Source organism: Microbacterium sp. 05N427, from assembly GCF_056397105.1.
Genome location: NZ_JBFTMT010000004.1, coordinates 80036 through 103847, shown reverse-complemented (window position 1 = coordinate 103847; position 23812 = coordinate 80036). Strand labels below are relative to the sequence as shown.

General features: G+C 68.9%; 23 protein-coding genes. 18 read left to right on the top strand and 5 right to left on the bottom strand.

Features of this window, described 5'->3' with window-relative positions:
- Positions 1-6 precede the first annotated feature (6 nt).
- The gene (pdxY, locus tag AC1DG4_RS05480) at positions 7-858 is read right to left on the bottom strand and encodes a pyridoxal kinase PdxY (protein WP_477381832.1); all 852 of its coding nucleotides are present in this window, start codon (positions 856-858) and stop codon (positions 7-9) included.
- 90 nt (positions 859-948) lie between these two features.
- Here pdxY and pdxS point away from each other — a divergent pair, with 90 nt between their 5' ends.
- From pdxS to AC1DG4_RS05465, 3 genes are all read left to right on the top strand, one after another.
- A complete protein-coding gene (gene pdxS, locus AC1DG4_RS05475; RefSeq protein ID WP_477420483.1) occupies positions 949-1851 on the top strand; it encodes a pyridoxal 5'-phosphate synthase lyase subunit PdxS in 903 nt (300 codons plus the stop codon).
- Positions 1848-2456, top strand: coding sequence for a pyridoxal 5'-phosphate synthase glutaminase subunit PdxT (gene pdxT / locus AC1DG4_RS05470; RefSeq protein ID WP_477381715.1), 609 nt, complete (start codon positions 1848-1850; stop codon positions 2454-2456). The genes pdxS and pdxT overlap by 4 nt, the downstream gene beginning before the upstream one ends.
- A gap of 105 nt (positions 2457-2561) precedes the next feature.
- Complete coding sequence (locus AC1DG4_RS05465) at positions 2562-3320, top strand: YebC/PmpR family DNA-binding transcriptional regulator (protein ID WP_477381716.1); 759 nt, start codon at positions 2562-2564, stop codon at positions 3318-3320.
- A gap of 77 nt (positions 3321-3397) precedes the next feature.
- On the opposite strand, the gene AC1DG4_RS05460 is transcribed toward AC1DG4_RS05465, so the two are convergent.
- Positions 3398-3760: a GIY-YIG nuclease family protein gene (locus AC1DG4_RS05460; protein WP_477381718.1), complete on the bottom strand. Its 363-nt coding sequence runs from the start codon at positions 3758-3760 to the stop codon at positions 3398-3400.
- Between the two features lie 189 nt (positions 3761-3949).
- On the opposite strand from AC1DG4_RS05460, the gene ruvC reads away from it, so the two are divergent.
- From ruvC to AC1DG4_RS05425, 7 genes are all read left to right on the top strand, one after another.
- Positions 3950-4537 (top strand): crossover junction endodeoxyribonuclease RuvC, encoded by a 588-nt coding sequence (ruvC, locus tag AC1DG4_RS05455; protein WP_477381720.1) that lies wholly within the window; start codon positions 3950-3952, stop codon positions 4535-4537.
- A gap of 9 nt (positions 4538-4546) precedes the next feature.
- Positions 4547-5164 carry a Holliday junction branch migration protein RuvA gene (gene ruvA / locus AC1DG4_RS05450; protein WP_477381722.1) on the top strand — a complete coding sequence of 206 codons (618 nt, stop codon included), beginning with the start codon at positions 4547-4549 and terminating at the stop codon, positions 5162-5164.
- A complete protein-coding gene (gene ruvB / locus AC1DG4_RS05445) occupies positions 5157-6185 on the top strand; it encodes a Holliday junction branch migration DNA helicase RuvB (protein WP_477381724.1) in 1029 nt (342 codons plus the stop codon). The genes ruvA and ruvB overlap by 8 nt, the downstream gene beginning before the upstream one ends.
- A 75-nt stretch (positions 6186-6260) precedes the next feature.
- Positions 6261-6710, top strand: a complete 450-nt coding sequence (locus tag AC1DG4_RS05440) for a preprotein translocase subunit YajC (protein ID WP_477381726.1) — start codon at positions 6261-6263, stop codon at positions 6708-6710.
- Between the two features lie 69 nt (positions 6711-6779).
- Positions 6780-8507 carry a protein translocase subunit SecD gene (secD, locus tag AC1DG4_RS05435; RefSeq protein ID WP_477381728.1) on the top strand — a complete coding sequence of 576 codons (1728 nt, stop codon included), beginning with the start codon at positions 6780-6782 and terminating at the stop codon, positions 8505-8507.
- Positions 8507-9508 (top strand): protein translocase subunit SecF, encoded by a 1002-nt coding sequence (gene secF, locus AC1DG4_RS05430; RefSeq protein WP_477381730.1) that lies wholly within the window; start codon positions 8507-8509, stop codon positions 9506-9508. Before secD ends, secF begins: the two co-directional genes overlap by 1 nt.
- A gap of 57 nt (positions 9509-9565) precedes the next feature.
- The gene (locus AC1DG4_RS05425; RefSeq protein WP_477381732.1) at positions 9566-11827 is read left to right on the top strand and encodes a RelA/SpoT family protein; all 2262 of its coding nucleotides are present in this window, start codon (positions 9566-9568) and stop codon (positions 11825-11827) included.
- A gap of 14 nt (positions 11828-11841) precedes the next feature.
- Here the strand turns inward: AC1DG4_RS05425 and AC1DG4_RS05420 are convergent, their stop codons facing one another.
- The 3 genes from AC1DG4_RS05420 to AC1DG4_RS05410 form a co-directional block, all read right to left on the bottom strand.
- A complete protein-coding gene (locus tag AC1DG4_RS05420; RefSeq protein ID WP_477381734.1) occupies positions 11842-12405 on the bottom strand; it encodes a type IV toxin-antitoxin system AbiEi family antitoxin in 564 nt (187 codons plus the stop codon).
- Positions 12406-12496: 91 nt separating this feature from the next.
- Positions 12497-14131, bottom strand: coding sequence for a DUF349 domain-containing protein (locus AC1DG4_RS05415; RefSeq protein ID WP_477381736.1), 1635 nt, complete (start codon positions 14129-14131; stop codon positions 12497-12499).
- A gap of 87 nt (positions 14132-14218) precedes the next feature.
- Entirely contained in the window at positions 14219-14518 is a 300-nt protein-coding gene (locus AC1DG4_RS05410) for a hypothetical protein (RefSeq protein ID WP_477381738.1), read from the bottom strand.
- A 119-nt stretch (positions 14519-14637) separates the two neighbouring features.
- Between AC1DG4_RS05410 and AC1DG4_RS05405 the strand changes: the two genes are divergently transcribed.
- From AC1DG4_RS05405 to AC1DG4_RS05370, 8 genes are all read left to right on the top strand, one after another.
- Positions 14638-15975, top strand: coding sequence for a replication-associated recombination protein A (locus AC1DG4_RS05405; RefSeq protein WP_477381739.1), 1338 nt, complete (start codon positions 14638-14640; stop codon positions 15973-15975).
- 6 nt (positions 15976-15981) lie between these two features.
- Positions 15982-17283 carry an acyltransferase family protein gene (locus AC1DG4_RS05400; RefSeq protein ID WP_477381741.1) on the top strand — a complete coding sequence of 434 codons (1302 nt, stop codon included), beginning with the start codon at positions 15982-15984 and terminating at the stop codon, positions 17281-17283.
- Positions 17284-17441: 158 nt separating this feature from the next.
- Positions 17442-18071 (top strand): 30S ribosomal protein S4, encoded by a 630-nt coding sequence (gene rpsD, locus AC1DG4_RS05395; protein WP_233309522.1) that lies wholly within the window; start codon positions 17442-17444, stop codon positions 18069-18071.
- A 140-nt stretch (positions 18072-18211) separates the two neighbouring features.
- A complete protein-coding gene (locus AC1DG4_RS05390) occupies positions 18212-18403 on the top strand; it encodes a hypothetical protein (RefSeq protein WP_477381743.1) in 192 nt (63 codons plus the stop codon).
- A 66-nt stretch (positions 18404-18469) separates the two neighbouring features.
- The gene (alaS, locus tag AC1DG4_RS05385; protein WP_477381745.1) at positions 18470-21130 is read left to right on the top strand and encodes an alanine--tRNA ligase; all 2661 of its coding nucleotides are present in this window, start codon (positions 18470-18472) and stop codon (positions 21128-21130) included.
- Positions 21127-21600, top strand: a complete 474-nt coding sequence (gene ruvX / locus AC1DG4_RS05380) for a Holliday junction resolvase RuvX (protein WP_477381747.1) — start codon at positions 21127-21129, stop codon at positions 21598-21600. The genes alaS and ruvX overlap by 4 nt, the downstream gene beginning before the upstream one ends.
- 1 nt (position 21601) lies before the next feature.
- Positions 21602-22957 (top strand): endolytic transglycosylase MltG, encoded by a 1356-nt coding sequence (mltG, locus tag AC1DG4_RS05375; protein ID WP_477381749.1) that lies wholly within the window; start codon positions 21602-21604, stop codon positions 22955-22957.
- 1 nt (position 22958) lies between these two features.
- Positions 22959-23795: a shikimate dehydrogenase gene (locus AC1DG4_RS05370; protein WP_477381751.1), complete on the top strand. Its 837-nt coding sequence runs from the start codon at positions 22959-22961 to the stop codon at positions 23793-23795.
- Positions 23796-23812 lie beyond the last annotated feature (17 nt).

Sequence of the window (23812 nt, the reverse complement as noted above, 5' to 3'; positions counted from 1 at the left end):
GGGTGCTCAGCGCACCTGGCGGGCTGCGAACTGCCGCGGCGGATTGGCGTACGCCTCCTGCGCGGGGATCAGCTGCAGCTCGCGCTCGTCCGACTCGAGGGTGAGCTTCAGTAGTTCGAACACGCTCGACACCGTCAGCTCGAGTGCCGTCTTCGCGTCGCCCGTGCGCACGTAGTGGGCGGTGAACAGCGCGGCGGTGACGTCGCCGGATCCGTTCGCCTTCATCGGAAGATGCGGGGTGGCGACGAGCCAGGCCCCCTTGTCGTCCACGGCGAGCATCTCGATCGTGCCCTCTTCGCGGTCGGGGCGCGCGACGCTGGTCACGAGCACCGTGTTCGGGCCCATGGCGCGCGCGGCGTCGACGGACGCCAGGGTGGACTCGAGCGTGTCCGGCTCGGTACCCGTGAGGAAGCCGAGCTCGAACTGGTTCGGGGTGATGATGTCGGCGACGGGCACGACCTTGTCGCGCAGCAGCACGGGGATCGCAGGGGCGACGAAGCATCCCGACGTGGCGTTGCCCATGACGGGGTCGCACGCGTACACCGCGTTCGGATTGGCGGCCTTGACCTTGGCCACGGCGTCGATGATGACGTCGCCGATGCCCTCGCCGCCCTGGTAGCCGCTGAGCACCGCGTCGACCTCGCCGAGTACGCCGCGCTCCTCGATGCCGGTGATGACCTCACGCACGTCGTCGGGGGCGATCAGCGGGCCGCGCCAGGCGCCGTAACCCGTGTGATTGGAGAAGTTCACCGTGTAGACGGGGAGCACCTCGACGCCGATGCGCTGCAGCGGGAACACAGCCGCGGAGTTGCCGACATGGCCGTACGCGACGGCCGACTGGATGGAGAGCACCTTCAGCATCCCTCGATCCTCTCATCTGAGCGGAGGCGTCCGCGCCACTGTCTGCGCAGTGCGGGATTGCATTGCAGACAGCGTATGATCTGTCCTATGACAGAACTTGCACCCGAATCGACCACCGGAACCGGTCGCGTCAAGCGCGGCCTCGCCGAGATGCTCAAGGGCGGCGTCATCATGGACGTCGTCACCCCGGAGCAGGCGAAGATCGCCGAGGACGCGGGCGCCGTCGCCGTCATGGCGCTCGAGCGGGTGCCTGCCGACATCCGCGCGCAGGGCGGCGTGTCGCGCATGAGCGACCCCGACATGATCGACGGCATCATCTCGGCCGTGTCGATCCCGGTCATGGCCAAGGCGCGCATCGGCCACTTCGTCGAGGCCCAGGTGCTGCAGGAGCTCGGCGTCGACTACATCGACGAGTCCGAGGTGCTCTCGCCCGCGGACTACGTGAACCACATCGACAAGTGGGGCTTCACCGTTCCCTTCGTCTGCGGCGCGACCAACCTGGGTGAGGCGCTGCGCCGGATCACCGAGGGTGCGGCGATGATCCGCTCGAAGGGCGAGGCCGGCACCGGCGACGTCTCGGAGGCGATGAAGCACATCCGCACGATCCGCGGCGAGATCGCACGCCTCACGACGCTCTCCAAGGACGAGCTCTACGTCGCGGCGAAGGAGCTGCAGGCCCCCTACGAGCTGGTCGCCGAGGTCGCCGAGAAGGGTGCGCTGCCGGTCGTCATGTTCGTGGCCGGGGGAGTGGCGACTCCTGCCGACGCCGCCCTGATGATGCAGCTCGGCGCCGACGGCGTGTTCGTCGGATCCGGCATCTTCAAGTCGGGCAACCCGGCTGCGCGTGCCGCGGCGATCGTCAAGGCGACCGCCGCCTACGACGACGCCGCCGTGATCGCTCAGGTCTCGCGCGGACTCGGTGAGGCCATGGTCGGCATCAACGTGTCCGACCTGCCTGCACCCCACCGTCTCGCGGAGCGCGGCTGGTGACAGCACCTGTGCGGATCGGCGTGCTCGCGCTGCAAGGAGATGTGCGCGAGCATGCCGCGATCCTCACCTCGCTCGGGGCGGAGGCGGTTCTCGTCCGCCGCCCCGAGCAGTTGGACGGGCTGGACGGGCTCGTGATCCCCGGCGGCGAGTCGAGCGTGATCGACAAGCTGTCCCGGATCTTCGGCGTGCGTGAGCCGCTGCGAGCGCTCATCGCCGAGGGCCTGCCCGTCTACGGAACATGCGCGGGACTGATCCTGCTCGCGGATGAGATCGAGGGCGCGATCGACGGTCAGCTGACGTTCGGCGGGCTGGACGTCACCGTCGCCCGCAACGCGTTCGGCGGGCAGGTGGAGTCCTTCGAGACGGAGCTCACCGTCGTCGGGATCGACGATCCGGTGGACGCGACGTTCATCCGGGCGCCGCTCATCACCCGGGTCGGTCCCGGGGTGACGGCGATCGCGACGCTGCCCGACGGCGGCGTCGTCGCGGTGCAGCAGGGCAGTCTTCTCGGCACGAGCTTCCACCCGGAGATGAACGGCGAGACGCGCCTGCACGCCCGATTCCTGGAGCTGGTCGACGCTCGGCGATCCCGAATAGCGGCGTAGTCCCGTCGTTCTGCGCGCTGTCCGTCTGTGCCTCGAGCGCGGATCTTCTAGAATGGACGATGCCTTGGCGGGATGGACCGCGAGGCTGATACGAGCGGGAGACATATGTCCGGGCATTCCAAGTGGGCCACGACCAAGCACAAGAAGGCCGTCATCGACTCGCGCCGTGCGAAGTCGTGGGCCAAGCTCATCAAGAACATCGAGGTCGCCGCGAAGCTCGGCGGCGCTGATCTCTCGGGCAACCCGACGCTCTTCGACGCTGTGCTCAAGGCCAAGAAGACCTCCGTCCCGAAGGACAACATCGACCGCGCCATCAAGCGCGGTGCCGGCATCGGCGGAGAGTCGGTCGAGTACTCGTCGATCACGTACGAGGGGTACGGCGCCCATGGCGTCGCGCTCATGATCGAGTGTCTGACCGACAACAAGAACCGCGCTGCGGCCGAGGTGCGCACCGCACTCACCCGCAACGGCGGAACGCTGGCCGACCCCGGCAGCGTCGCCTACAACTTCACCCGCAAGGGCGTCATCGTCGTCGAGGGCGAGAACACCACCGAGGACGACGTCATGATGGCGGCTCTCGAGGCGGGCGCCGAGGAGATCGAGCCGCACGCGCAGGGCTTCGAGATCATCACAGAGGCCTCCGACCTGGTTGCGGTGCGCACCGCGCTGCAGGAGGCGGGCATCGAGTACGCGTCGGCGGATGTCGAGTTCGTCCCGAACCTCAAGGTCGAGATCGACGCCGATGCGGCCCGCAAGATCTTCCGCCTCATCGACGCGCTCGAGGACAGCGACGACGTGCAGAACGTCTACGCGAACTTCGACCTCCCTGCCGACGTGCAGGCCGAGCTCGAGAACGACGAGTAAGCAGATCTGATCCGAAGGGGTCGGCGGGCGCTGGTGCGTCGCCGGCCCCTTCGCGGTCTTCCCGAACCCGGCACCGGTCACTGAGCTTGTCGAAGTGACCACCACGATGAAGAGTCATCGCTGGATTCATCGGGACGATGCGTTGAAGGCAGGCGGGCCGGGTGAGCCAGCGTGGGAAGGTCTTCGCCGCGGCCGTGGATCAGCGCCAACTTCTTCGCTCGCGACCAGCCCTGAATCTGCTTCTCGCGGGCGAAAGCGTCGTCAACGCGATCAAACTGCTCGGCATACGCCAGGTGCACGGGACGTCGCCTGCGCGTGTAGTTCGCGCTGCGGTCCGGGTCGTTGTTGTGCTGCCAGATCCGGGCCTCGATGTCCTCGAGCGCGGTGCTGCCCGTGTAGAAGGATCCGTCTGCGCATTCGAGGATGTAGGTCCATGCCATCGAGCAATTCTCGCCGGAAGCAGTCGAGGCGGAGCGGCCTGTGGAGAACTCGTCATATCGGCAGTGTCCCTTCGACAGGCTCAGGGACCGGTAGGGGGTCTTCGACAGACTCATGGACCGCGCGCAGACGGCGATGGGCTGGCCGCGCGCCTCGGCGCCGAGCGGCGGAACGGCGCCTAGCCTGGAGGGATGACGGGAGTACGGCGGATACTGGGCATCGACCCCGGCCTCACGCGCTGCGGCGTCGGCGTGGTCGATGTCGATCCGATGCGCCGCGGCACCCTCGTGCACGTGGGCGTGATCCGTACGCCTCCGGACGCGCCGATCGGGGAGCGGCTCGCGGCGGTCGCCGCGGGGATACGTGCGGTGATCGCCGAGCACGAACCCGACGCGGTGGCCGTTGAGCGCGTGTTCGCGCAGCAGAACACGCACACCGTGATGGGGACAGCGCAGGCCAGCGGCGTCGCGCTGCTCATCGCCGCCGAGCACGGACTCCCCGCAGCCACGCACACGCCGAGCGAGGTCAAGGCGGCGGTGACCGGCTACGGCTCCGCGGACAAGAAGCAGGTGCAGGCCATGATCGCGCGCATCCTGCGACTCGACGCCCCGCCGCAACCCGCCGACGCGGCCGACGCCCTCGCGATCGCGCTCTGCCACGCGTGGCGGGGATCTCCCGCGACGGGCGCAACGGCGGAGGGCGATGCGCAGACTCCCGCGCAGAAGGCCTGGGCCGATGCGGAGCGTGTCGCTCGAACATACATACGAGCCCGTGCATAGACTGGTTTCATGATCTCCTCCCTGCGTGGCACCGTGCTGTCCGCGACCACGGATTCCGTCATCATCGAGGTCGGAGGAGTCGGCTTCTCGGTCGCCGTGCCGGGCGACGTCGCGCACACCGCCCGTGTCGGGCACGAGCTGCGCCTGCACACGTCGCTGATCGTCCGCGAAGACGCGCTGTCGCTCTTCGGATTCGCGGATGCCGCCGAGCTCGAGGTCTTCGGCCATCTGCTCTCTGTCACGGGGGTGGGGCCGAAGTCCGCATTGGGCGTACTCTCGCACCTGTCCGTCGATCAGATCGCGTCCGCGGTTGCTGCAGACGATGACGCGCCGTTCCGCCGCGTGTCCGGGATCGGACCGAAGACGGCCAAGCTGATCGTGGTCCAGCTCACGGGTAAGCTGCACGCTCCGGCCGCGGCGCCCGCGTCGTCGTCGCTCCCGGACGAGATCAGCACCCAGCTGATCGCAGCCCTGATCGGCCTCGGCTGGTCCGAGCGYGTCGCCGCCGAGGCCGCCGAGCGAAGCACCACCGAGGCGAGCGAGACCGAACGCGGATCCGTCGCGCTGCTGCTGCGGCGCACGCTCGCGACTCTCGGACCCGCCCAGGGTGGAACCGCCCGTGGTTGAGTTCCAGGATTCCGGCGAGGCCGTCGATGAGGTCGAACTCGCGATCGAGGGCGCCCTGCGCCCGACGAGCCTGGCCGAGTTCGTCGGACAGCACAAGGTCCGTGGGCAGCTGAAGCTGCTGCTCGAGGCCGCGAGGATCCAGGACCGGCCCGCCGACCACATCCTGCTCTCCGGTCCTCCGGGACTCGGCAAGACGACGCTCGCGATGATCGTGGCGCATGAGAGCGGCCGACCGCTGCGCATGTCGAGCGGCCCCGCGATCCAGCATGCGGGTGACCTCGCCGCGCTGCTTTCGAGCCTGACTCCGGGGGAGGTGCTGTTCATCGACGAGATCCACCGGATGGCGCGCTCCGCGGAGGAGATGCTGTACCTCGCGATGGAGGACTTCCGCATCGACATCATGGTCGGCAAGGGCGCCGGGGCGACGAGCATCCCGCTCGAGCTCGCCCCGTTCACGCTCGTGGGCGCCACCACGCGCTCCGGACTGCTGCCGAACCCGCTGCGGGACCGCTTCGGCTTCACCGCGCACCTGGAGTACTACGAGGCGGACGAGCTGGAGCGGGTGGTCGAGCGCTCCGCCATCGTTCTCGGCGTCGGCGTGCCCACCGTGGCCCGGGCGGAGATCGGACGACGGTCGCGCGGCACCCCGCGCATCGCCAACCGCCTGCTGCGGCGCGTGCGCGACTACGCGCTCGTTCACGGCGGAGGTTCCTCGGCCTCCGTCGAGGATGTGCGGGCAGCCCTGGAGCTCTACGACGTCGACCGGATCGGGCTGGATCGCCTCGACCGAGCGGTTCTGGACGCGATCGTCCGTCGCTTCCGCGGCGGCCCCGTGGGCCTCAGTACGCTCGCCGTCTCGGTGGGCGAGGAGGCGGACACGATCGAGAGCGTCGTCGAGCCGTACCTCGTACGGATCGGCTTCCTCGGCCGCACGCCTCGCGGGCGTATCGCGATGCCCGAGGCGTACGCGCATCTCGGCATCGCGCACCCCGAAGGGGTCGCGTTGTTCGATGACCTATAATCGCTGGAGACTTTCACTGTCCCCACCCTTTTGCGTCCCACCGTTGGCGCGCGCCCCCGAAAGGCACCTCTTCGCATGAATCTCGCGACCTTCTTCTCGCAGTACGGTCTCTTCTTCGTTCTGGCCATCCTGCTCGTCTTCATGGTGTTCTCCACCCGCCGCCGCAACAAGCGCATGAAGGAGGAGCAGGAGAAGAAGGCCACGCAGACCATCCCGGGCGCCAAGGTGCTGCTCCAGGGCGGCCTCTACGGCACCATCGTCGAGTTCGACCCCGAGAACCTGGACCGCCCCGCTCGCGTGGAGATCGCGCCCGGCGTGGTTATCGAGGTGCACTCGCAGGCGATCCTGCGCGTCGTCGACGAGGAGCAGAACGCGCCCGCCGTCGAGGAGACGCACACGCCGCTGGACGAGCAGACCCCGTTGGATGAGCACACGCCGCTCGACGAGCGCGCCAAGGACATCCGCATCGAGTCGGCCGAGGAGACCCGCGCGCGCCTGGAGCGCGAAGCCGACGACAAGAACTGACGCGGTCCGCGCTCGGCGCACGACCGTCCCTCCGGACAGACCGTCCCCCTCAGAAAGCGAAGAACCTTCGTGGCATCGTCTTCTCCCGTCAAGCACGCCTGGCGGGTCTTGCTCGGCCTGCTCATCGCCATCGGCGTGCTCTTCGGCCTGAACGCGCTCGGCGTGTACGGGTTCGCCAAGAGCTCCTGGGCTCCTCAGCTGGCCCTGGACCTGCAGGGCGGCACGCAGATCATCCTCAGCGCGCAGACCGCCGACGGCAAGGATCCGAACGCCGACCAGCTCACCCAGGCGGCGCAGATCATCCGTCAGCGCGTGGACGCCTCGGGTGTCGGCGAGTCGGACATCACCACGGAGGGCGGCCGCAACATCGTCGTCCAGATCGCCGGCAAGGCGGACGAGGCCACCCGCAACCGGATTCAGGCGAGCGCCAAGATGGAGCTGCGTGCGGTGCTGGCGGCCACGGCTCCGTCGACGTCCTTCGTAGGTGACGACGGCAAGTCGACGCCGTATCCGACGCCCGCACCGGGGCTCGCATCCACGCCCTCGCCGTCACCGACCGACGGCAGCGACATGTCCTGGGCCACGCCGAAGCTGCAGGCCCAGTTCCTCTCGTACGACTGCAAGACGAAGCGCGACTCCGCGAAGCTGCCGTCGGACCAGCCGCTCATCGCGTGCGACAGCAGCGACCAGGCCAAGTACCTGCTCGGCCCTGTGGAGCTCGACGGCACGTCGATCAAGGACGCCACGGCCGGCCTGAACCAGCAGAACGGGCAGTGGGAGGTCAACCTGACCTTCGACAGCAAGGGGACCGACGCGTTCGGCAAGGTCAGCCAGCGCCTCTACGCGTTCACCCAGCAGGGTCAGACACCGCGCAACCAGTTCGCCTTCGTGCTGGACGGCTCCGTCATCTCCGCGCCGACCATGAACGGCGTCATCCTCGACGGACGTCCCTCCATCAGCGGCTCGTTCACGCAGGAGACGGCCAAGAGCCTCGCCGACCAGCTCAAGTTCGGTGCGCTGCCGCTGAGCTTCACCGTGCAGAGCTCTGACACCATCTCGGCGACGCTCGGATCCCAGCAGCTGCAGATCGGTCTCATCGCCGGTCTCATCGGCCTCGGGCTCGTGGCCATCTACTCGCTGCTCAGCTACCGGGCGCTCGGCTTCGTGATCATCGCCTCGATCGCCGTGATGGCGGTCATCACGTATGTGCTGATCTGCATCCTGGGCTGGCGGATGGGCTTCCGCCTGTCGCTCGCGGGCGTCGCCGGTCTGATCGTGTCGATCGGATTCACGGCCGACTCGTTCATCGTCTACTTCGAACGAATAAGGGACGAGCTCCGCGACGGCAAGTCCATCACCGGTGCGGTGGAGGACGGCTGGAGCCGCGCCAAGCGCACGATCTACATCTCCAAGTCGATCAACATCCTCGCCGCCGTGGTGCTGTACATCCTCGCCGACGCGACCGTGAAGGGCTTCGCGTTCACGCTGGGTCTGACCACGCTCATCGACGTGCTGATCTTCGTTGTGTTCACGCACCCGGTGATGCAGATCCTCGCCCGCACCCGCTTCTTCGGCAACGGACACCCGCTCTCCGGCATGGATCCCGAAGCGCTCGGCGCCGTCTACCGCGGACGCACCGAGTACCGTGCGGTGGCTCCCGCGTCCCAGGGGAAGGCGGCTCGTGCCGGGCGTTCCCGCGGTGAGGCGGAGCGGCGCCAGACGATCGCCGAACGAAAGCGCGCGGAGGCTCAGGCCACTGCGGACCAGGGCGCGAGCCGGAACGGGGAGAACGACTGATGCGCTCCATGAACGATCTCGGCAACGACCTCTACTCCGGCAAGACCTCCTTCCCGTTCGTCGGAAGGCGGCGGGTCTGGTTCATCATCGCGATCCTGCTCGTGATCGGATCGGCCCTCGTGCCGCTGTTCCGTCCGGTGCAGTTCTCGATCGAGTTCACCGGTGGCTCGCAGTTCACCGTCGAAGCCCCGGCCGACCGCAACCAGGACAAGGCGACGGCCGCGGTGCGCTCGGTGCTGCCCAACGTGACCACCAAAGTCACCACGGTCAACAACCGCGACATCCGCGTGCAGACCGCCCAGCTCAAGAGCGAGCAGTTGAGCCACGACGTCGCCGCGGCCCTCGCCAAGGCCTACGGCGTCTCCGACGACAAGGTGAACACGTCGTTCATCGGCCCGAGCTGGGGCGAGGGCGTCACCCGCCAGTCGTTGTGGGGCCTCGCGATCTTCCTTGCGCTGACCTTCCTCATCCTGGCCATCTACTTCCGCACCTGGAAGATGTCGGCGGCCTCCATCCTCGGCCTCCTCGACGTGCTCGTGATCACGGTCGGCGTGTATGCGCTGGCGGGCTTCGAGATCTCCCCGGCGGCCGTCATCGGCTTCCTGACGATCCTCGCCTACTCGCTGTACGACACCACGGTCGTGTTCGACAAGATCCGTGAGAACACGAGCGAGGAGGGCACCAAGTCCTCCCGGACGTTCGGCGAAGCCGTGAACCTCGCGGTCAACCAGACCCTGATCCGGTCGATCAACACCGCGGTCATCGCGGCGCTGCCGGTCGGTGCGATCCTGTTCATCGGCGCCTTCTGGCTCGGTGCGCAGACGCTGACCGACATCTCCCTCTCGATCTTCGTGGGCATCATCGTGGCCGCGTACTCGACGCTGTTCGTCGCCGCRCCGCTGTACTCGCTGTTCCGTGAGAACGAGCCGGCGATCCGAGAGCACGACAAGCGCGTGCTCGCAGCGCGGGAGCGCGCCACGGTCACCTCGGTGGAGGTCTGACCCGCCGATGCGTCCTGCCGTTCCGGGCGCTTGTAGGATGATCTGCCTGGAGGTCGGATGAGCGAGGTCGGGACGACGCCTGGGGCGCCGGCGCAGGGTTCGAGTCTGCGCAGGCTCGTGCCCCGCATCTTCTCGCGCGCTCCTCGGATCAACGACCTCGACAACCTCATCCGCACGGTTCGGCAGAATCACCCGCGCGGCGACCTCGCGATCATCGAGCGCGCCTATGCGGTCGCGGCGGAGAAGCACGAGGGGCAGAAGCGCCAGAGCGGTGAGCCGTACATCACGCACCCGCTGGCCGTGGCCCAGATCCTCGCCGATCTCGGCCTCGGACCGCGTGCGATCGCGGCTGCTCTGCTGCATGACACGGTCGAGGACACCGGCTACGCGCTGACCGACCTGACCGCGACGTTCGGCGACGAGGTCGCGATGCTCGTGGATGGAGTCACGAAGCTCGACAAGGTCAAGTACGGCGACAGCGCCCAGGCCGAGACCGTCCGCAAGATGATCGTGGCGATGTCGAAGGACATCCGCGTCCTGATCATCAAGCTCGCGGACCGGCTGCACAACGCCCGCACGTGGGGCTTCGTCCCGCCGGAGAAGGCGGCGAAGAAGGCCACCGAGACGCTCGAGATCTATGCGCCGCTCGCGCATCGCCTTGGAATCCAGGCGATCAAGTCGGAGCTCGAGGATCTGTCCTTCGCGGTGCTGCATCCGAAGATCTACGCCGAGATCGACAGCCTGATCAAGCAGCGCACCCCGCAGCGGGACAAGTACATCCGCGAGGTGGTCGACGCGGTCGAGAGCGACCTGCGCGACCTGCGCGTGCGCGGCAAGGTGGCCGGTCGCCCGAAGCAGCTGTACTCCGTGTACCAGAAGATGGTGGTGCGCGGTCGCGAGTTCGACGACATCTACGACCTCATCGGGATCCGCGTGCTGGTCGGCACGGTCCGTGACTGCTACGCGGTGCTCGGCGCCATCCACGCGCGCTGGACGCCGCTGCCCGGCCGGTTCAAGGACTACATCGCGACCCCGAAGTTCAACCTCTACCAGTCGTTGCACACCACCGTGATCGGCCCCGGCGGCCGCACAGTGGAGATCCAGATCCGCACGCATGAGATGCACCAGCAGGCCGAGTTCGGCGTCGCGGCGCACTGGATGTACAAGGAGCGGATGAACGGCGGCGGCAAGGCGTCCTCTGCCGACGCCGACATGACCTGGCTCGCGCACATCTCGGACTGGCAGGCGGAGACCGCCGATCCCAGCGAGTTCCTCGACTCCCTGCGCTTCGAGATCGGTGCGAAAGAGGTCTACGTCTTCACGCCCAAGGGCCGGGTCATCGGGCTTCCCGCCGGGGCGACACCGGTCGACTTCGCGTACGCGGTGCACACCGAGATCGGTCACCGCACGATGGGCGCCAAGGTCAATGGCCGCCTCGTGCCCCTGGAGACCGCGCTGAACAGCGGCGACGTGGTCGAGGTCTTCACCTCGAAGAACCCCGATGCCGGGCCCAGCCAGGACTGGCTGACGTTCGTCAAGAGCACCCGTGCGCGCAACAAGATCCGCGGCTGGTTCACGAAGGAGCGCCGCGAGGAGGCGATCGAGCAGGGCAAGGAGGCCATCGCGCGCGCCATGCGCCGGCAGAACCTACCGCTGCAGCGCCTGATGAACCAGGACTCCTTCGCTGAGGTCGCCCAGCAACTGCGCTACGAGGACGTCTCGGCCCTTTACGCCGCGGTCGGCGAGGGGCATGTGTCCACGCAGTCCGTGCTGGAGAAGGTCACCGCCCTCATCTCCTCGACCGAGGACACCTCGACCGGTGCGATCGATCTGCCCGCGCATGGGCGCAGCCGCGCCCCGCGCGAAGGCGATTCCGGGGTGCTGGTGCGCGGCGCCTCGGACATCCTCGTGAAGCTCGCGAAATGCTGCACGCCCGTGCCGGGTGACGAGATCGTCGGATTCGTGACGCGGGGGAGCGGCGTGTCCGTGCACCGCTCGGACTGCGTGAACGTCAAGGCATTGTCGGTCGAGAAGGAACGCATGGTCGACGTCGAGTGGGCGCCGACCGCACGCAGCATCTTCCTCGTGCAGATCCAGGTCGAGGCGCTGGACCGCGCCGGCCTGCTGTCGGATGTCACGCGGGTGCTCAGCGAGCACCACGTGAACATCCTGTCCGCGACCGTGCAGACCACCAACGATCGTCTTGCGCTGAGCCGGTTCGTCTTCGAGATGGGCGACACGGTGCACCTGGACCGCGTGCTGAACGCCGTGCGCCGGATCGACGCCGTCTACGACGTCTACCGCGTCACCTCCTCCTGAGCGACGGTCGTCGCTCAGGAGGAGGACGGATCCGCCCCGTGGGCGGCGAGAAACCGTGCGATGCGGTGATAGCCGGGCCCATGGCGCATGTCCGCGAGGCGTGCGGCCGCGCGCCCGACGAGAGCCGGATCCGCCTGCACCAGCAACCGGGCCCAGTCATGTCGTGCCGGCAGCGTCACGGGCCACCGCAGCAGATCGATGAGGGTGCGCTCCGGGGTCGTCACGGCGACGCCGCCGAGACGCTGCACGTCTGCAGCATCCAAGACCGGGTCGTGCACGATGAGCCGGCGCGTCACGGGAGCGCGCAGCCGGCGACCTGAGGCGCTCTGCAGCTCATGCGTTTCGGGCGCAGCGTCGCCGGCCCCGTGGATCCAGGCCGCGCTCATGCCGGCGAACGCGGCGTCGCGCATCCCGGAGATGAGCGAGGCCAGCGAGGAGGCGCGGAGGGCCGCGGTCTCCACGAGATCCGCCGGCGCGTAGGCCTCGCCGAGCTCCACGACATCCCCGTCCAGGCGCGCCGCGGTGAGCTCGGACAGGGAGAGCCGATCTCCGGGGACGTGCAGGAAGGCGCCGCGCATGCCTTCAGTGTGGGGCAGACGCCACAGGGCAGGGATCCGAAGACCCCCGCCCTGTGGACAACTCCGACGATCGCCGGTGTGCGACGCCTGCTCAGCCGTCGAGCGCGTTCAGCCAGGCGCGACGAGCTTCGAGAGCCTCGGTCGCATCCTTGAGGGCCTTGGCGTTGCCGGACTTCTCGGCCGCGTCGCGCTCCGCCTCGAGCTTGGCGATGGCCTGCTGGAGCTGCTCGCTCATCGCGCCGGCGCGGGCCTTCGTCTCCGGGTTGTTGCGCTTCCAGTCGACGTCTTCACGCGACTTGAGCTCCTGCTCGATCACGCGCAGACGGTCGTCCAGCGCTCGCTCCTTCTCGCGCGGGAAGATCCGACCGACCTCGTCCCACTGGCGCTGGATGCGGGTCAGGATCGCCCGGGCCCTGGTGAGGTTCGCCTCGTCGGCGACGGCCTTGGCCTCCTCGAGCAGCGCGGTGCGCGCCTCGATACGGGGAGCGGATTCCGCCTCGGTCGCCGCCGCCTGCTCGGCACGCGCTGAGTAGAGCGCGTCGCCCGCGGCCTTGAACCGGGCCCACAGCGCGTCATCGGCCTTGCGTCCTGCACGGCCGGCGGCCTTCCACTCGTCGAGCAGACCGCGGTAGGCGGGGATCCCGTCCACGCCCTTGGGAGCCAGTGCCTCCGCACGCTCGACCAGTCGCGACTTGCGGTCACGGGCGGCCTTGTGCGTCTCGTCGAGCTCGGCGTAGAACGCGCGGCGCTGGCGATCCACCGTGGCACGCGCGTCGCGGAACCGCTTCCAGAGCTGGTTGGCCGCACCCTTCGGCAGCCGGGGGCCGTTCTGCTGGTGGCTCTGCCACGCATCGAACAGCGCACCCATCTCCTCGGTGACCTGCTTCCACTGCACGGAGGAGAGGTCCTGCGCGGCGATCGCCTCGGAGCGCTCCACCAGGGCGGTGCGCTCGGCGATGGCGGCGTCGACCGCGGCCTTCGCCTCGGCCGACTCCGCCGCAGAGGCCTCGGCGAGGGAGCCGGTCAACGCGTCGAGGCGGGCGCGCAGGCTCGCGAGATCGCCGACCGCCGGAGCGTCGGTGACCTCCGCGACGAGATGCTGCGCCTGCTTGGCGAGATCCACGGCGCCGGAGCCCCCGGCCTGCACGCGCTGCTCGAGCGTGTTCACCTTGAACGCGATGTCCTCGAACTTGCGCACGAAGTAGGCGAGAGCCTCCGCAGGGGTGCCGTCGGGGTACTGTCCGACCTCGCGCCACTCCTCGCCCTCGCGCACCGACACGGTTCCGTCCTCGGTGACGCGTCCCCATTCGGCGGCATCGCTCACGCTCACCGGGGCGGGAGCGACGGGCGCGACGGGCGCGGCGGGGCGGATCGCCGATGCCGGCGGGCGCGGCATGGCCGGCGGCCGGGGCATCGCGGACGGACGCGGTGCAGGCGCGGGTGCGGGCGGCTGCTCCTCGGCGACCGGAGCGGACTCGGCAGCGGCGGCCTCGGCGGCCTCCGCGATGTCCGCAGGCTCGACCGCTTCCTCGGCGGGGGCGTCGGGCTGCTCGGCAGGGGCGGCCTCGGCGGCGACGGACTCGGAAGCCTCGTCGACGGACTCAGGCGCCTCTGCCGCGACGGCCTCGGGCGTGTCGGCGATGGGCGTCGTCGCGCTCTCGGTGTCGGGCCGCGCAGTCTGCGCGGCGTCGATCGGGTTTTCGGGGGTGTGCTCTTCGGTGGACACGGTGAACTCCTTGCGCGGCGGGCCGCGGGAGGCGGAAAGGACAGGGCCAGCCTAGTACGCCGGACCGGCGCGCAAGAGGGGCGTGCGTCAGCCGGCCGGCGTCTCCGTCGCCGTCGGCAGAGGCGTGGGAGCGGAACTCGGCAGGTCCGTCGGGCTGATCGTCGGAGAAGGCGACGGGGCGGGTGCGGTGGCTTCCGCGTGCACGACCTGACTCGCAATCGCGCCGATCACGATGACGGCTCCCGCGACCACGGCGATGGTGTTGTCGCGCACTCTGCGCCGGACGCTCCCGGCGTGCAGATCCAGGCGCGCGGCGTGCAGACGCGCGCGCTCCTGCTGGACACGAGCGCGCTGGTCGCGGGCGTTCGTCGGGCGGCGAGCGGCCATGGATCCTCCCTGGATGTTGAGGACCGAGCCTATCGCGAGAGCCTCTGCCCGCTGCGCACCGCGAGAGGGCGAGTGCGCAGTGCGTCGCGCTGTCGGCGCACGCCGTTAGCCTTGACCGCATGACTCCTGCAGCTCCGCTGATGAGCGGCCAGACGCCGCTCGCCGTGCGGATGCGCCCGATCTCGCTCGACGAGGTCGCCGGGCAGCAGCATCTGCTCCGCCCCGGATCGCCGATCGTGACTCTCGCGGATCCAGGGGCGAAGACCGCATCGAGCGTCTCGATGATCCTCTGGGGTCCTCCCGGTACCGGCAAGACCACCCTCGCGCAGGCCATCGCGCGCTCGTCGGCGCGTCGCTTCGTAGAGCTCTCGGCGATCACGGCCGGTGTGAAGGACGTGCGCGAGGTCATGCAGGAGGCGCTGAACCAGCGCGACCTCTACGGCCAGTCGACGATCCTCTTCCTCGACGAGATCCACCGCTTCACGAAGGCGCAGCAGGACGCACTGCTTCCGGGGGTCGAGAACGGCTGGGTCATCCTCATCGCCGCAACCACGGAGAACCCGTCTTTCTCGGTGATCTCCCCGCTGCTGTCCCGGTCGCTGCTGCTCACGTTGAAACCGCTCACCGATGAAGACATCGGTGTCCTGATCGACCGCGCCGTGGCGGATCCGCGCGGGTTCAACGGGCGCGTGGCCCTGGACGACTCCGCCCGCGCCGCCCTGATCCGTCTCGCCTCCGGCGACGCGCGACGGGCGCTCACCGGGCTCGAGGCCGCCGCGGCCGTCGCGGCCTCGCCGGACCGCTTGACCGAGGACAAGACGCCGACCGTCACGGATGACGACGTCGCGCAGGCGGTGGATCGTGCACTGCTGCGTTATGACCGCCAGGGTGACGAGCACTACGACGTCATCAGCGCGTTCATCAAGTCGATCCGGGGTTCCGACGTCGACGCGGCCGTGCACTATCTCGCCCGCATGATCGAGGCGGGGGAGGATCCGCGCTTCATCGCCCGGCGCCTCGTGATCTCGGCCTCCGAGGACATCGGCCTCGCCGACCCGCAGGCGCTCGTGATCGCGGTCGCGGCGGCCGACGCCGTCGCCTTCATCGGGATGCCGGAGGGGCGGATCCCGCTCGCAGAGGCGACCGTCTACCTCGCGACCACCGCGAAGTCCAACGCCGCCTATCTGGCGATCGATTCGGCGATCGCCGATGTCCGCGCCGGCGGGTTCGGGCGGGTACCCGTGCATCTGCGCGACGCGCACTACCCGGGGGCCAAGCGCCTCGGACACGGCAAGGGCTATCGCTATCCGCACGACAGCGACGCGGGGATCGTGCCGCAGCAGTATCTTCCCGACGAACTGCAGGGGCGCCGCTACTATCAGCCGAAGGCGCTCGGCGGCGAGCGCGAGGTCCAGGCGCGCCTGGAGCGCATCAGGAGGATCCTGGGGGAGGGGTAGACCACCATGGCCAGAGCCGTCCCGAGGATCCCGCCCGACCGTGACCTCTCGATCGACTTCGTTCGTGCGATCTGTCTGCCCGTCGTGGTGCTGCTGCACGCCCTGCAGATGGGCATCGCCGGCGATCCGCTGCGCGCCTTCAAYGCCCTTGCGGAATGGAAGCCGCTGACGACGATCACCTGGGTGGGAATGATCATGCCCACCTTCTTCATCGCCGGCGGCTTCGCGGGGATCACCACGTGGCGGCGCGTACAAGGTGCGGGCGGAACGGCTGCCGAGTACATCCGTGCCAGGATGCTGCGTCTCGCGCGTCCTGTGCTGTTCGCGATGCTCGGCGTGCTCACGGTGATGGGGATCCTCGCGCTGTGCGGAGCGGATCCGGAGTTCCTGCGCTCCTTCGCGTTCCGCCTGGCCGAGCCGCTCTGGTTCATCGCGGTCTATGCGATCTGCACCTCGTTCGTTCCGCTGATGGCAGCGCTGCACCGCCGTGCGGCCTGGGCGACGTACTTCACGCTTGCCGGACTCGCGGTCGCGGTCGATCTGGTGGACAGATACCTGCACGTCCCCGTCGGCTCGCTGAATTGGCTGTTCGTGTGGCTGTTCGTGCAGCAACTCGGCTTCGGGGTGCGGGATCAGTGGTACTCGCGCCGTCCGCGCTGGCTGCTGCTCGTGCTCGCCCTGGTCGCCTACGCGCTGATGGCGGTCGCGGTGCTCGGCATGGGATACGACCCCGACATGATCGCGAACCTGAACCCGCCGACCGTGCTGCTGCTCCTGCTCGGACTCGCGCAGGTGTATCTGTTCACGCTGCTGCAACCCGCGATCCGTGCGGCGATGCGGCAGCGGCCGGTGCTCGTCGGCATCGGAGCACTCGGCATGTTCGGCATGGTCATCTATCTGTGGCACACGGTGGCGATGGCCGTCGTGGTCGGGGTGCAGCTCGCGGTCGGGCTGCCGTTCCCTCCCGTGCTCACTACGGAATGGTGGATCACGCGGATCCCCTGGGTGCTCGCCATCGTGGCGGTGCTGGCAGTACTGTGCCTCACCGTGCCGCGCCTGGAGCGGCTCTGGCCCGATGAGCGCTCCCGGCGCATGCCGCTGTGGGCGGCGATCGTGTGCGCGGCGGCACTCGTGGTGAGCGTGGGCTGGGTGCTCACGCAGGGATATCTGACGCCCGGCACGGGGCTGGCGATCGCCCTGCTCGCTGCGGCCATCGCGTGGCTCACCGTCGGCGGCCCCGCGCGCGGCGTCCCGGTCGATGCGGCGCCCGGGCGCTCAGCCCGAAGCGCGACGGGCGCTCAGGCCTGATCTGATAGCATGAATCGGCTCGAAACCGTGTTTTCGGGCATCTCTCCACTCCTGCACCACCCTCTCGTCCGCCCCGGCGTGCGCTCGTGAGGGGCGGAATCGAGACGATACGTCCGCGAGCCGTGACCGACGCGGCCGCGTATCGAAAGGAACACTTCGTGGTTACGAAGTCCCAGGACCGCCGCAAGGTGCGTCTGTCGCGTGCCCTCGGCATCGCGCTCACCCCGAAGGCCGCCAAGTACCTCGAGAAGCGTCCTTACGCTCCCGGTGAGCACGGCCGCACCAAGCGCAAGCAGGACAGCGACTACGCCGTCCGTCTGCGCGAGAAGCAGCGCCTTCGCGAGCAGTACGGCATCCGCGAGAAGCAGCTGGTCATCCAGTTCAACGAGGCCCGTCGCAAGGACGGTCTGACCGGTGAGAACCTCGTCGAGCAGCTCGAGATGCGTCTGGACGCGCTCGTGGTCCGCGCCGGTTTCGCGCGTACCACCGCGCAGGCGCGTCAGCTCGTCGTGCACCGTCACATCCTCGTCGACGGCCAGCTCGTCGACCGCCCGTCCTTCCGCGTGAAGCCGGGTCAGCTCATCCACGTCAAGCCCAAGAGCGAGGGCCTCGAGCCCTTCCAGGTGGCGGCCGCCGGCGGTCACGCCGAGGTGCTGCCCCCGGTTCCGGGCTACCTCGAGGTCGAGCTCGACAAGCTGGAGGCCCGTCTGGTCCGTCGTCCGAAGCGCGCCGAGGTCCCCGTGACCTGTGACGTGCAGCTGGTCGTCGAGTACTACGCCGCGCGCTGAGTCCAGCGACTCAGCTCTCGGAGTTCAGCGAACTCTGCGAACACGCCGAGGAGGCGTCGGGGGTATCCCCGGCGCCTCCTTCGCGTTTGCGCATACGATGGAGACCGTTGTGACGTGCGACCCGAACCGGAGGTGGTGACATGAAGACCCTGCTGTGGTTCCTCATCGGCGTGATTGGCGGCTTCGTCGCCGCGCACTTCCTGAACAAGGATCCGCGCGGACACGACGTGCTGGCGGCCGTCGACGACCGGATCAACGAGTTCACCGGGATCTTCGCCGACGCGTTCCACGCGCAGGAGGCCCGCCTCACTCAGGACGGTCCCGCGGACTGACGCGGATCCGCCCTCTCCCGATTCCGCGCTTCGGCGCGCCCTGACAGCAAGGACCCCTCGACGAGCATGAAGACCGCGGAGATCGCGCAGCGCTACCTGAGCTACTTCGAGAAGAACGATCACCTGATCGTCCCCTCGGCGTCGCTGGTCAGCGATGACCCCTCGCTGCTGTTCACCGTCGCCGGCATGGTGCCGATGATTCCGTATCTCACGGGCGTGGTCCCCGCTCCGCATCCGCGTATCGCCGACCTGCAGAAGTGCATCCGCACCAACGACATCGAAGAGGTCGGACGTACGGCGCGGCACGGCACCTTCTTCCAGATGCTCGGCAACTGGTCGTTCGGGGACTACTTCAAGGAAGGCGCGATCCGCTACGCCTGGGAGCTGCTGACCGGCTCCGAGAGCGACGGCGGACTCGGCTTCGACGAGAAGGACCTCTGGGTCACGGTCTTCGAGACGGACGACGAGGCGGAGAGCATCTGGCGCGACGTGATCGGGCTGAAGCCGGAACGCATCCAGCGTCTCGGGCGCGCGGACAACTACTGGAATACGGGCCAGCCCGGCCCCGGTGGCCCGGACAGCGAGATCTTCTTCGACCGTGGACCCGCGTACGGTCAGGATGGGGGACCGGCGGTCGATGACAACCGGTTCCTGGAGATCTGGAACCTCGTGTTCATGCAGGACTTCATCGACAACATCCGCGGCAAGACCGAGTTCGACATCGTCGGCGAGCTTCCGATGAAGAACATCGACACCGGCATGGGCCTCGAGCGCGTCGCCTTCCTCAAGCAGGGTGTCGAGAACATGTACGAGACCGATCAGGTGCGTCCCGTACTGGACCGGGCGGTCGAGCTGTCCGGACTCCGATACGGTGCCGAGCACGCCGCCGACGTCCGTTTCCGCGTCGTCGCCGATCACGTGCGCTCCTCGCTCATGCTGCTTTCGGACGGCGTGCGCCCGTCGAACGAGGGCCGCGGCTACATCCTGCGCCGACTGATGCGGCGCACCGTCCGGTCGATGCGTCTTCTCGGCGTCGACGAGCCCGTCTTCCCCGAGCTGTTCTCCGCCTCCCAGGAGGCGATGAAGAGCGCCTACCCGATCCTCGAGCAGGACTGGGCGCAGCTCTCCGCCGCCGCGAACGCGGAGGAGGAGACCTTCCGCCGCACGCTGGATGCCGGATCCACGATCCTCGACCTGGCTCTCGCCGACACGAAGAAGTCCGGCTCGGAGACGCTCAAGGGCTCGGAGGCGTTCCTGCTGCACGACACCTACGGCTTCCCGATCGACCTCACGCTCGAGATCGCAGAGGAGACCGGGCTGAACGTCGACCGCGCCGCGTTCGACTCGCTCATGCAGGAGCAGCGCTCCCGTGCCAAGGCCGATGCGCGCAATCGCAAGCGTCAGATCGCCGACGTGTCGGTGTACGGCGACCTGCGTGCGAAGGGTGAGACCGCGTTCCTCGGCTACGACGAACTCGAGGCGAGCTCCACCGTCCTCGGGATCCTCGTCGACGGCCGGCCGGTCCGCAGCGCCGCCGAAGGTCAGGTGGCGGAGGTCGTCCTCGCCGAGACCACGCTCTACGCCGAATCCGGCGGCCAGGTCGCCGACAAGGGCGTCATCACCGGCCCGGGCTACGCGCTCGAGGTGCTGGATGTGCAGCGTCCGGTTCCTGGGCTGATCAGCCACACGGTCGAGGTGACCACGGGCGTGGTCTCGATCGATGCTCCGGCGACCACGACCGTGGACGCGGCCAATCGCCGCGCCGCGCGTCAGGCTCACTCTGCCACGCACCTCGTGCACGCGGCTCTGCGCGACACGCTCGGCAAGACAGCCACCCAGGCCGGGTCCCTGAACCGGGCCGGCTACCTGCGCTTCGACTTCTCTTGGGGACAGGCGCTGTCCGGCGACACGAAGTCCGAGATCGAGGAGATCGCGAACCGCGCCGTGCAGGACGGGCTCGAGGTCACCACGCGGATCATGTCGCTCGACGACGCGAAGGCCGCAGGCGCCATGGCGCTGTTCGGCGAGAAGTACGGCTCGACCGTGCGCATGGTGGACATCGGCGGCCCCTGGTCGCGCGAGCTGTGCGCCGGCACGCACGTGGCGTCGAGCGCCGAGATCGGTCTCATCAACCTCGTCGGTGAGTCGTCGGTCGGCGCGTCGAACCGCCGCGTGGAGGCGCTCGTCGGCGCGGACGCGTTCCGCGAGTTCGCCGCCGAACGCGCGCTCGTGTCCCAGCTCACGTCTGCGCTCAAGACGCCGCGCGACCAGCTCACCGAACGCGTGAGCGACCTCGCCGCGCAGCTCAAGGCCGCCGAGAAGCGGATCGCCCAGTTCGAGGCCGCGGAACGCGCCGGTCGCGTTCCGGCGATCGCGAAGACCGCGACCTCCGTGGGCGCCGTGCAGTTCGTCGCGCATGACCTCGGCGAGGTCGGCGGGGCGGATGAGGTGCGCGAGATCGCGACCGGCGTGCGTGACACGTTCGGTTCCGCGGCCGCTGTCGCAGCGATCTCCGGCGTGGCGAACGGCCGGCCGATGGTGGTCATCGCGACCAACGACTCCGCCCGCGCCCAGGGCGCGAAGGCCGGCGCCCTGGCCAAGATCGCCGCCGGCGTGCTCGGCGGCGGCGGGGGCGGTCGTGACGACGTCGCGCAGGGCGGCGGATCCGACGCGGCGGCGCTGCCTGCGGCGTTCTCCGCTATCGAGCAGGAGCTGCGTCGCGCGTGACCGGGTTCCGACGGGGCGTGCGGCTCGGCATCGATGTGGGCCGCGCCAGGATCGGCGTGGCCCGGTGCGATCCGGACGGCCTGCTCGCCGTCCCGGTGGAGACGGTGCCGCGCGGTGACGCGGCCGTCGCTCGCATCGCCGAGCTCGCAGCCGAGTACGAGCCGCTCGAGCTCGTCGTCGGCCTGCCGATCAACCTCCGTGGCGAGGACACCGCATCGACCCTCGACGCTCGCGAGTTCGCGGAGGCTCTCGCCCGTGCGTGCGGGATCGCCGTGCGTTTGATCGACGAGCGGCTGAGCACGGTCACCGCGCACCAGGCGCTGCGCGCCTCCGGACGGACGCAGCGCAACTCCCGCGGTGTCGTGGATCAGGCTGCCGCCGTGGTGCTGCTGCAGCACGCGATCGACACCGAGAAGAACACCGGTAACCCGGCCGGTGAGCCTCTGATTCTCGATGAGGAGAACAACTGACATGTCCGACCGATCCCCGTCGGCCGCCACGCCGGACAACGATCCCGTCTCGCACGACCTTTTCGGTGCGCTGCCGGATCCGCAGGTGCAGTCCCCTCGCCCCGTCGAACAGACAGCCGTCCCTGGCTCGCGTCGCGCAGTCCGCGAAGCCGCCTCGTCGTCGCTCACGACGCCGTCCCCGGCGTCCGACGAGGGTTCTGCCGCCCCTGCGGAGCACCATGACGGATTCCACTCGACGCTCGAGGCGCTGTTCCACCACGAGACCGAGCCGCCGACAGCACCGAAGCGGAAGAAGCGCCGCGGATGCCTGATCGCGCTGCTCATCGTGTTCGTGCTCGTCGCGGGCGTCGCGGCAGGCGGCCTGTGGGCCTGGAACACCTACGGCGACAAGATCAGCGAGGTCATGGGCTGGGGTCCGTCCAAGGACTTCGAGGCGGGTCAGGCCAGCGGCAATGCGCTCGTGACCATCAAGAAGGGCGACGGAGGGCAGCAGATCTCCCGGGCCCTGTACGACGCCGGCGTGACGAAGACCTCCAGCGTCTTCTACGACATGCTGGTCAAGGAGAACATCGCCAACACGTTCTACCCCGGCGTGTACAAGCTCGAGCTGAAGATGACGGCCGCTGCCGCGCTCAAGGCGCTCAACGACCCGAAGAACAAGATGCAGAACTCCGCGATTCTCCCGGAGGGCCTCTCGGTCGCCGAGACCATCTCGCGCATCGCGCAGAGCGTGGACGTGCCGCTCGCGGATCTCCAGGCCGCGGTGAAGAACCCGGCGGACTACGGCGTGAACGCGCCGTCGCTCGAGGGATGGCTGTTCCCTGCCCTCTACGAGTTCCAGCCAGGGGCGACGGCGAAGGACGTGGTGTCGACGATGGTGCAGCGCACCAGAGACTCGCTCAGCGCCGCCGCCGTGCCGTCCGCGGACGAGCAGCGCGTGCTCACGATCGCGTCCATCATCCAGCGCGAGGCGCGTGCGGAAGGCGACTTCTATAAGGTCTCCCGCGTGATCCAGAACCGTCTGGATCAGGGCATGAAGCTCCAGATGGACTCGACGGCGCAGTACGGCTACGGCGAACTCCACAGCGGGTCTGCCAGCACCTCGGACGCGGCGCAGACCGACGACAACCCGTGGAACACCTACGTGATCGACGGGCTCCCGAAGACCCCGATCGCGAACCCGGGAGACAAGGCGATCGATGCCGCCATGCATCCGACCGCCGGACCCTGGCTGTACTTCGTGACGGTCAACCTCGACACGGGCGAGACGGTGTTCTCGACGACCTACGCCGAGCATGAGGCCGCTGTGAAGCAGTGGCAGGACTGGTGCAAGGCGAATCCGAGTTCGGGCTGCTGACGTGCCTGTCATCGGCCCTGCTGCGTCGCGCCTCGCGGTCTGGGGCGACCCGATCGACCACAGCCGTTCGCCGGACCTGCACCGAGCCGCGTACCGGTTGCTCGGGGTGGACTGGGAGTACGGCCGCCGCCGCGTCGACGAGGCCGGATTCGACGCGGCGCTGAACGGACTCGACGACACCTGGCGCGGGCTCTCGCTCACGATGCCGTTGAAGGAGCGCGCCCACGCGCGCGCCGACCTGCTCGATGACGACGCGCTCCTCACCGGCGCCGTGAACACGCTGCTGCTGGGCGAGGAGATCCGCGGGTTCAACACCGACGTCGGTGGTCTCACGTCCGCGCTCCTGGCGGGCGGCCTGAGCGGGGCGCACTCGGCGCGCGTGCTCGGCGGAGGGGCGACGGCCCGGTCTGCCCTGGTGTCGCTCCTGCGCCTCGGCGTCGGCACGGTCGAGCTCAGGACGCGTCGCGCCGAGCAGGCGGCAGAGCTGGCTGGATTCGCGGAGCGGATCGGACTACGCGCGACGACCGCGGAGCTCGGATCCGAGGCGGTGCCGACGAGCGTCGATCTGACGATCTCGACCCTGCCCGGCACCGCCGTGCTGCCTGATGTCGTCATGACGGCGCTCGCGCGCCGGGGCGGTGCGCTGTTCTCCGCCGCCTACGCGCCCTGGCCCACTCCGCTCGTCCGAGCGTGGACCGATGCCCCTGTCCTGAGCGGACTCGAGATGCTCCTGCACCAGGCGGTACGGCAGATCCGCATCTTCCTGCACGGGAACCCCGAGCAGGAGCTTCCCGACGAGGCCGCCGTGCTCGCAGTCATGCGGGCGGCCGTGCTCTGAACGCATGGGAGACTAGG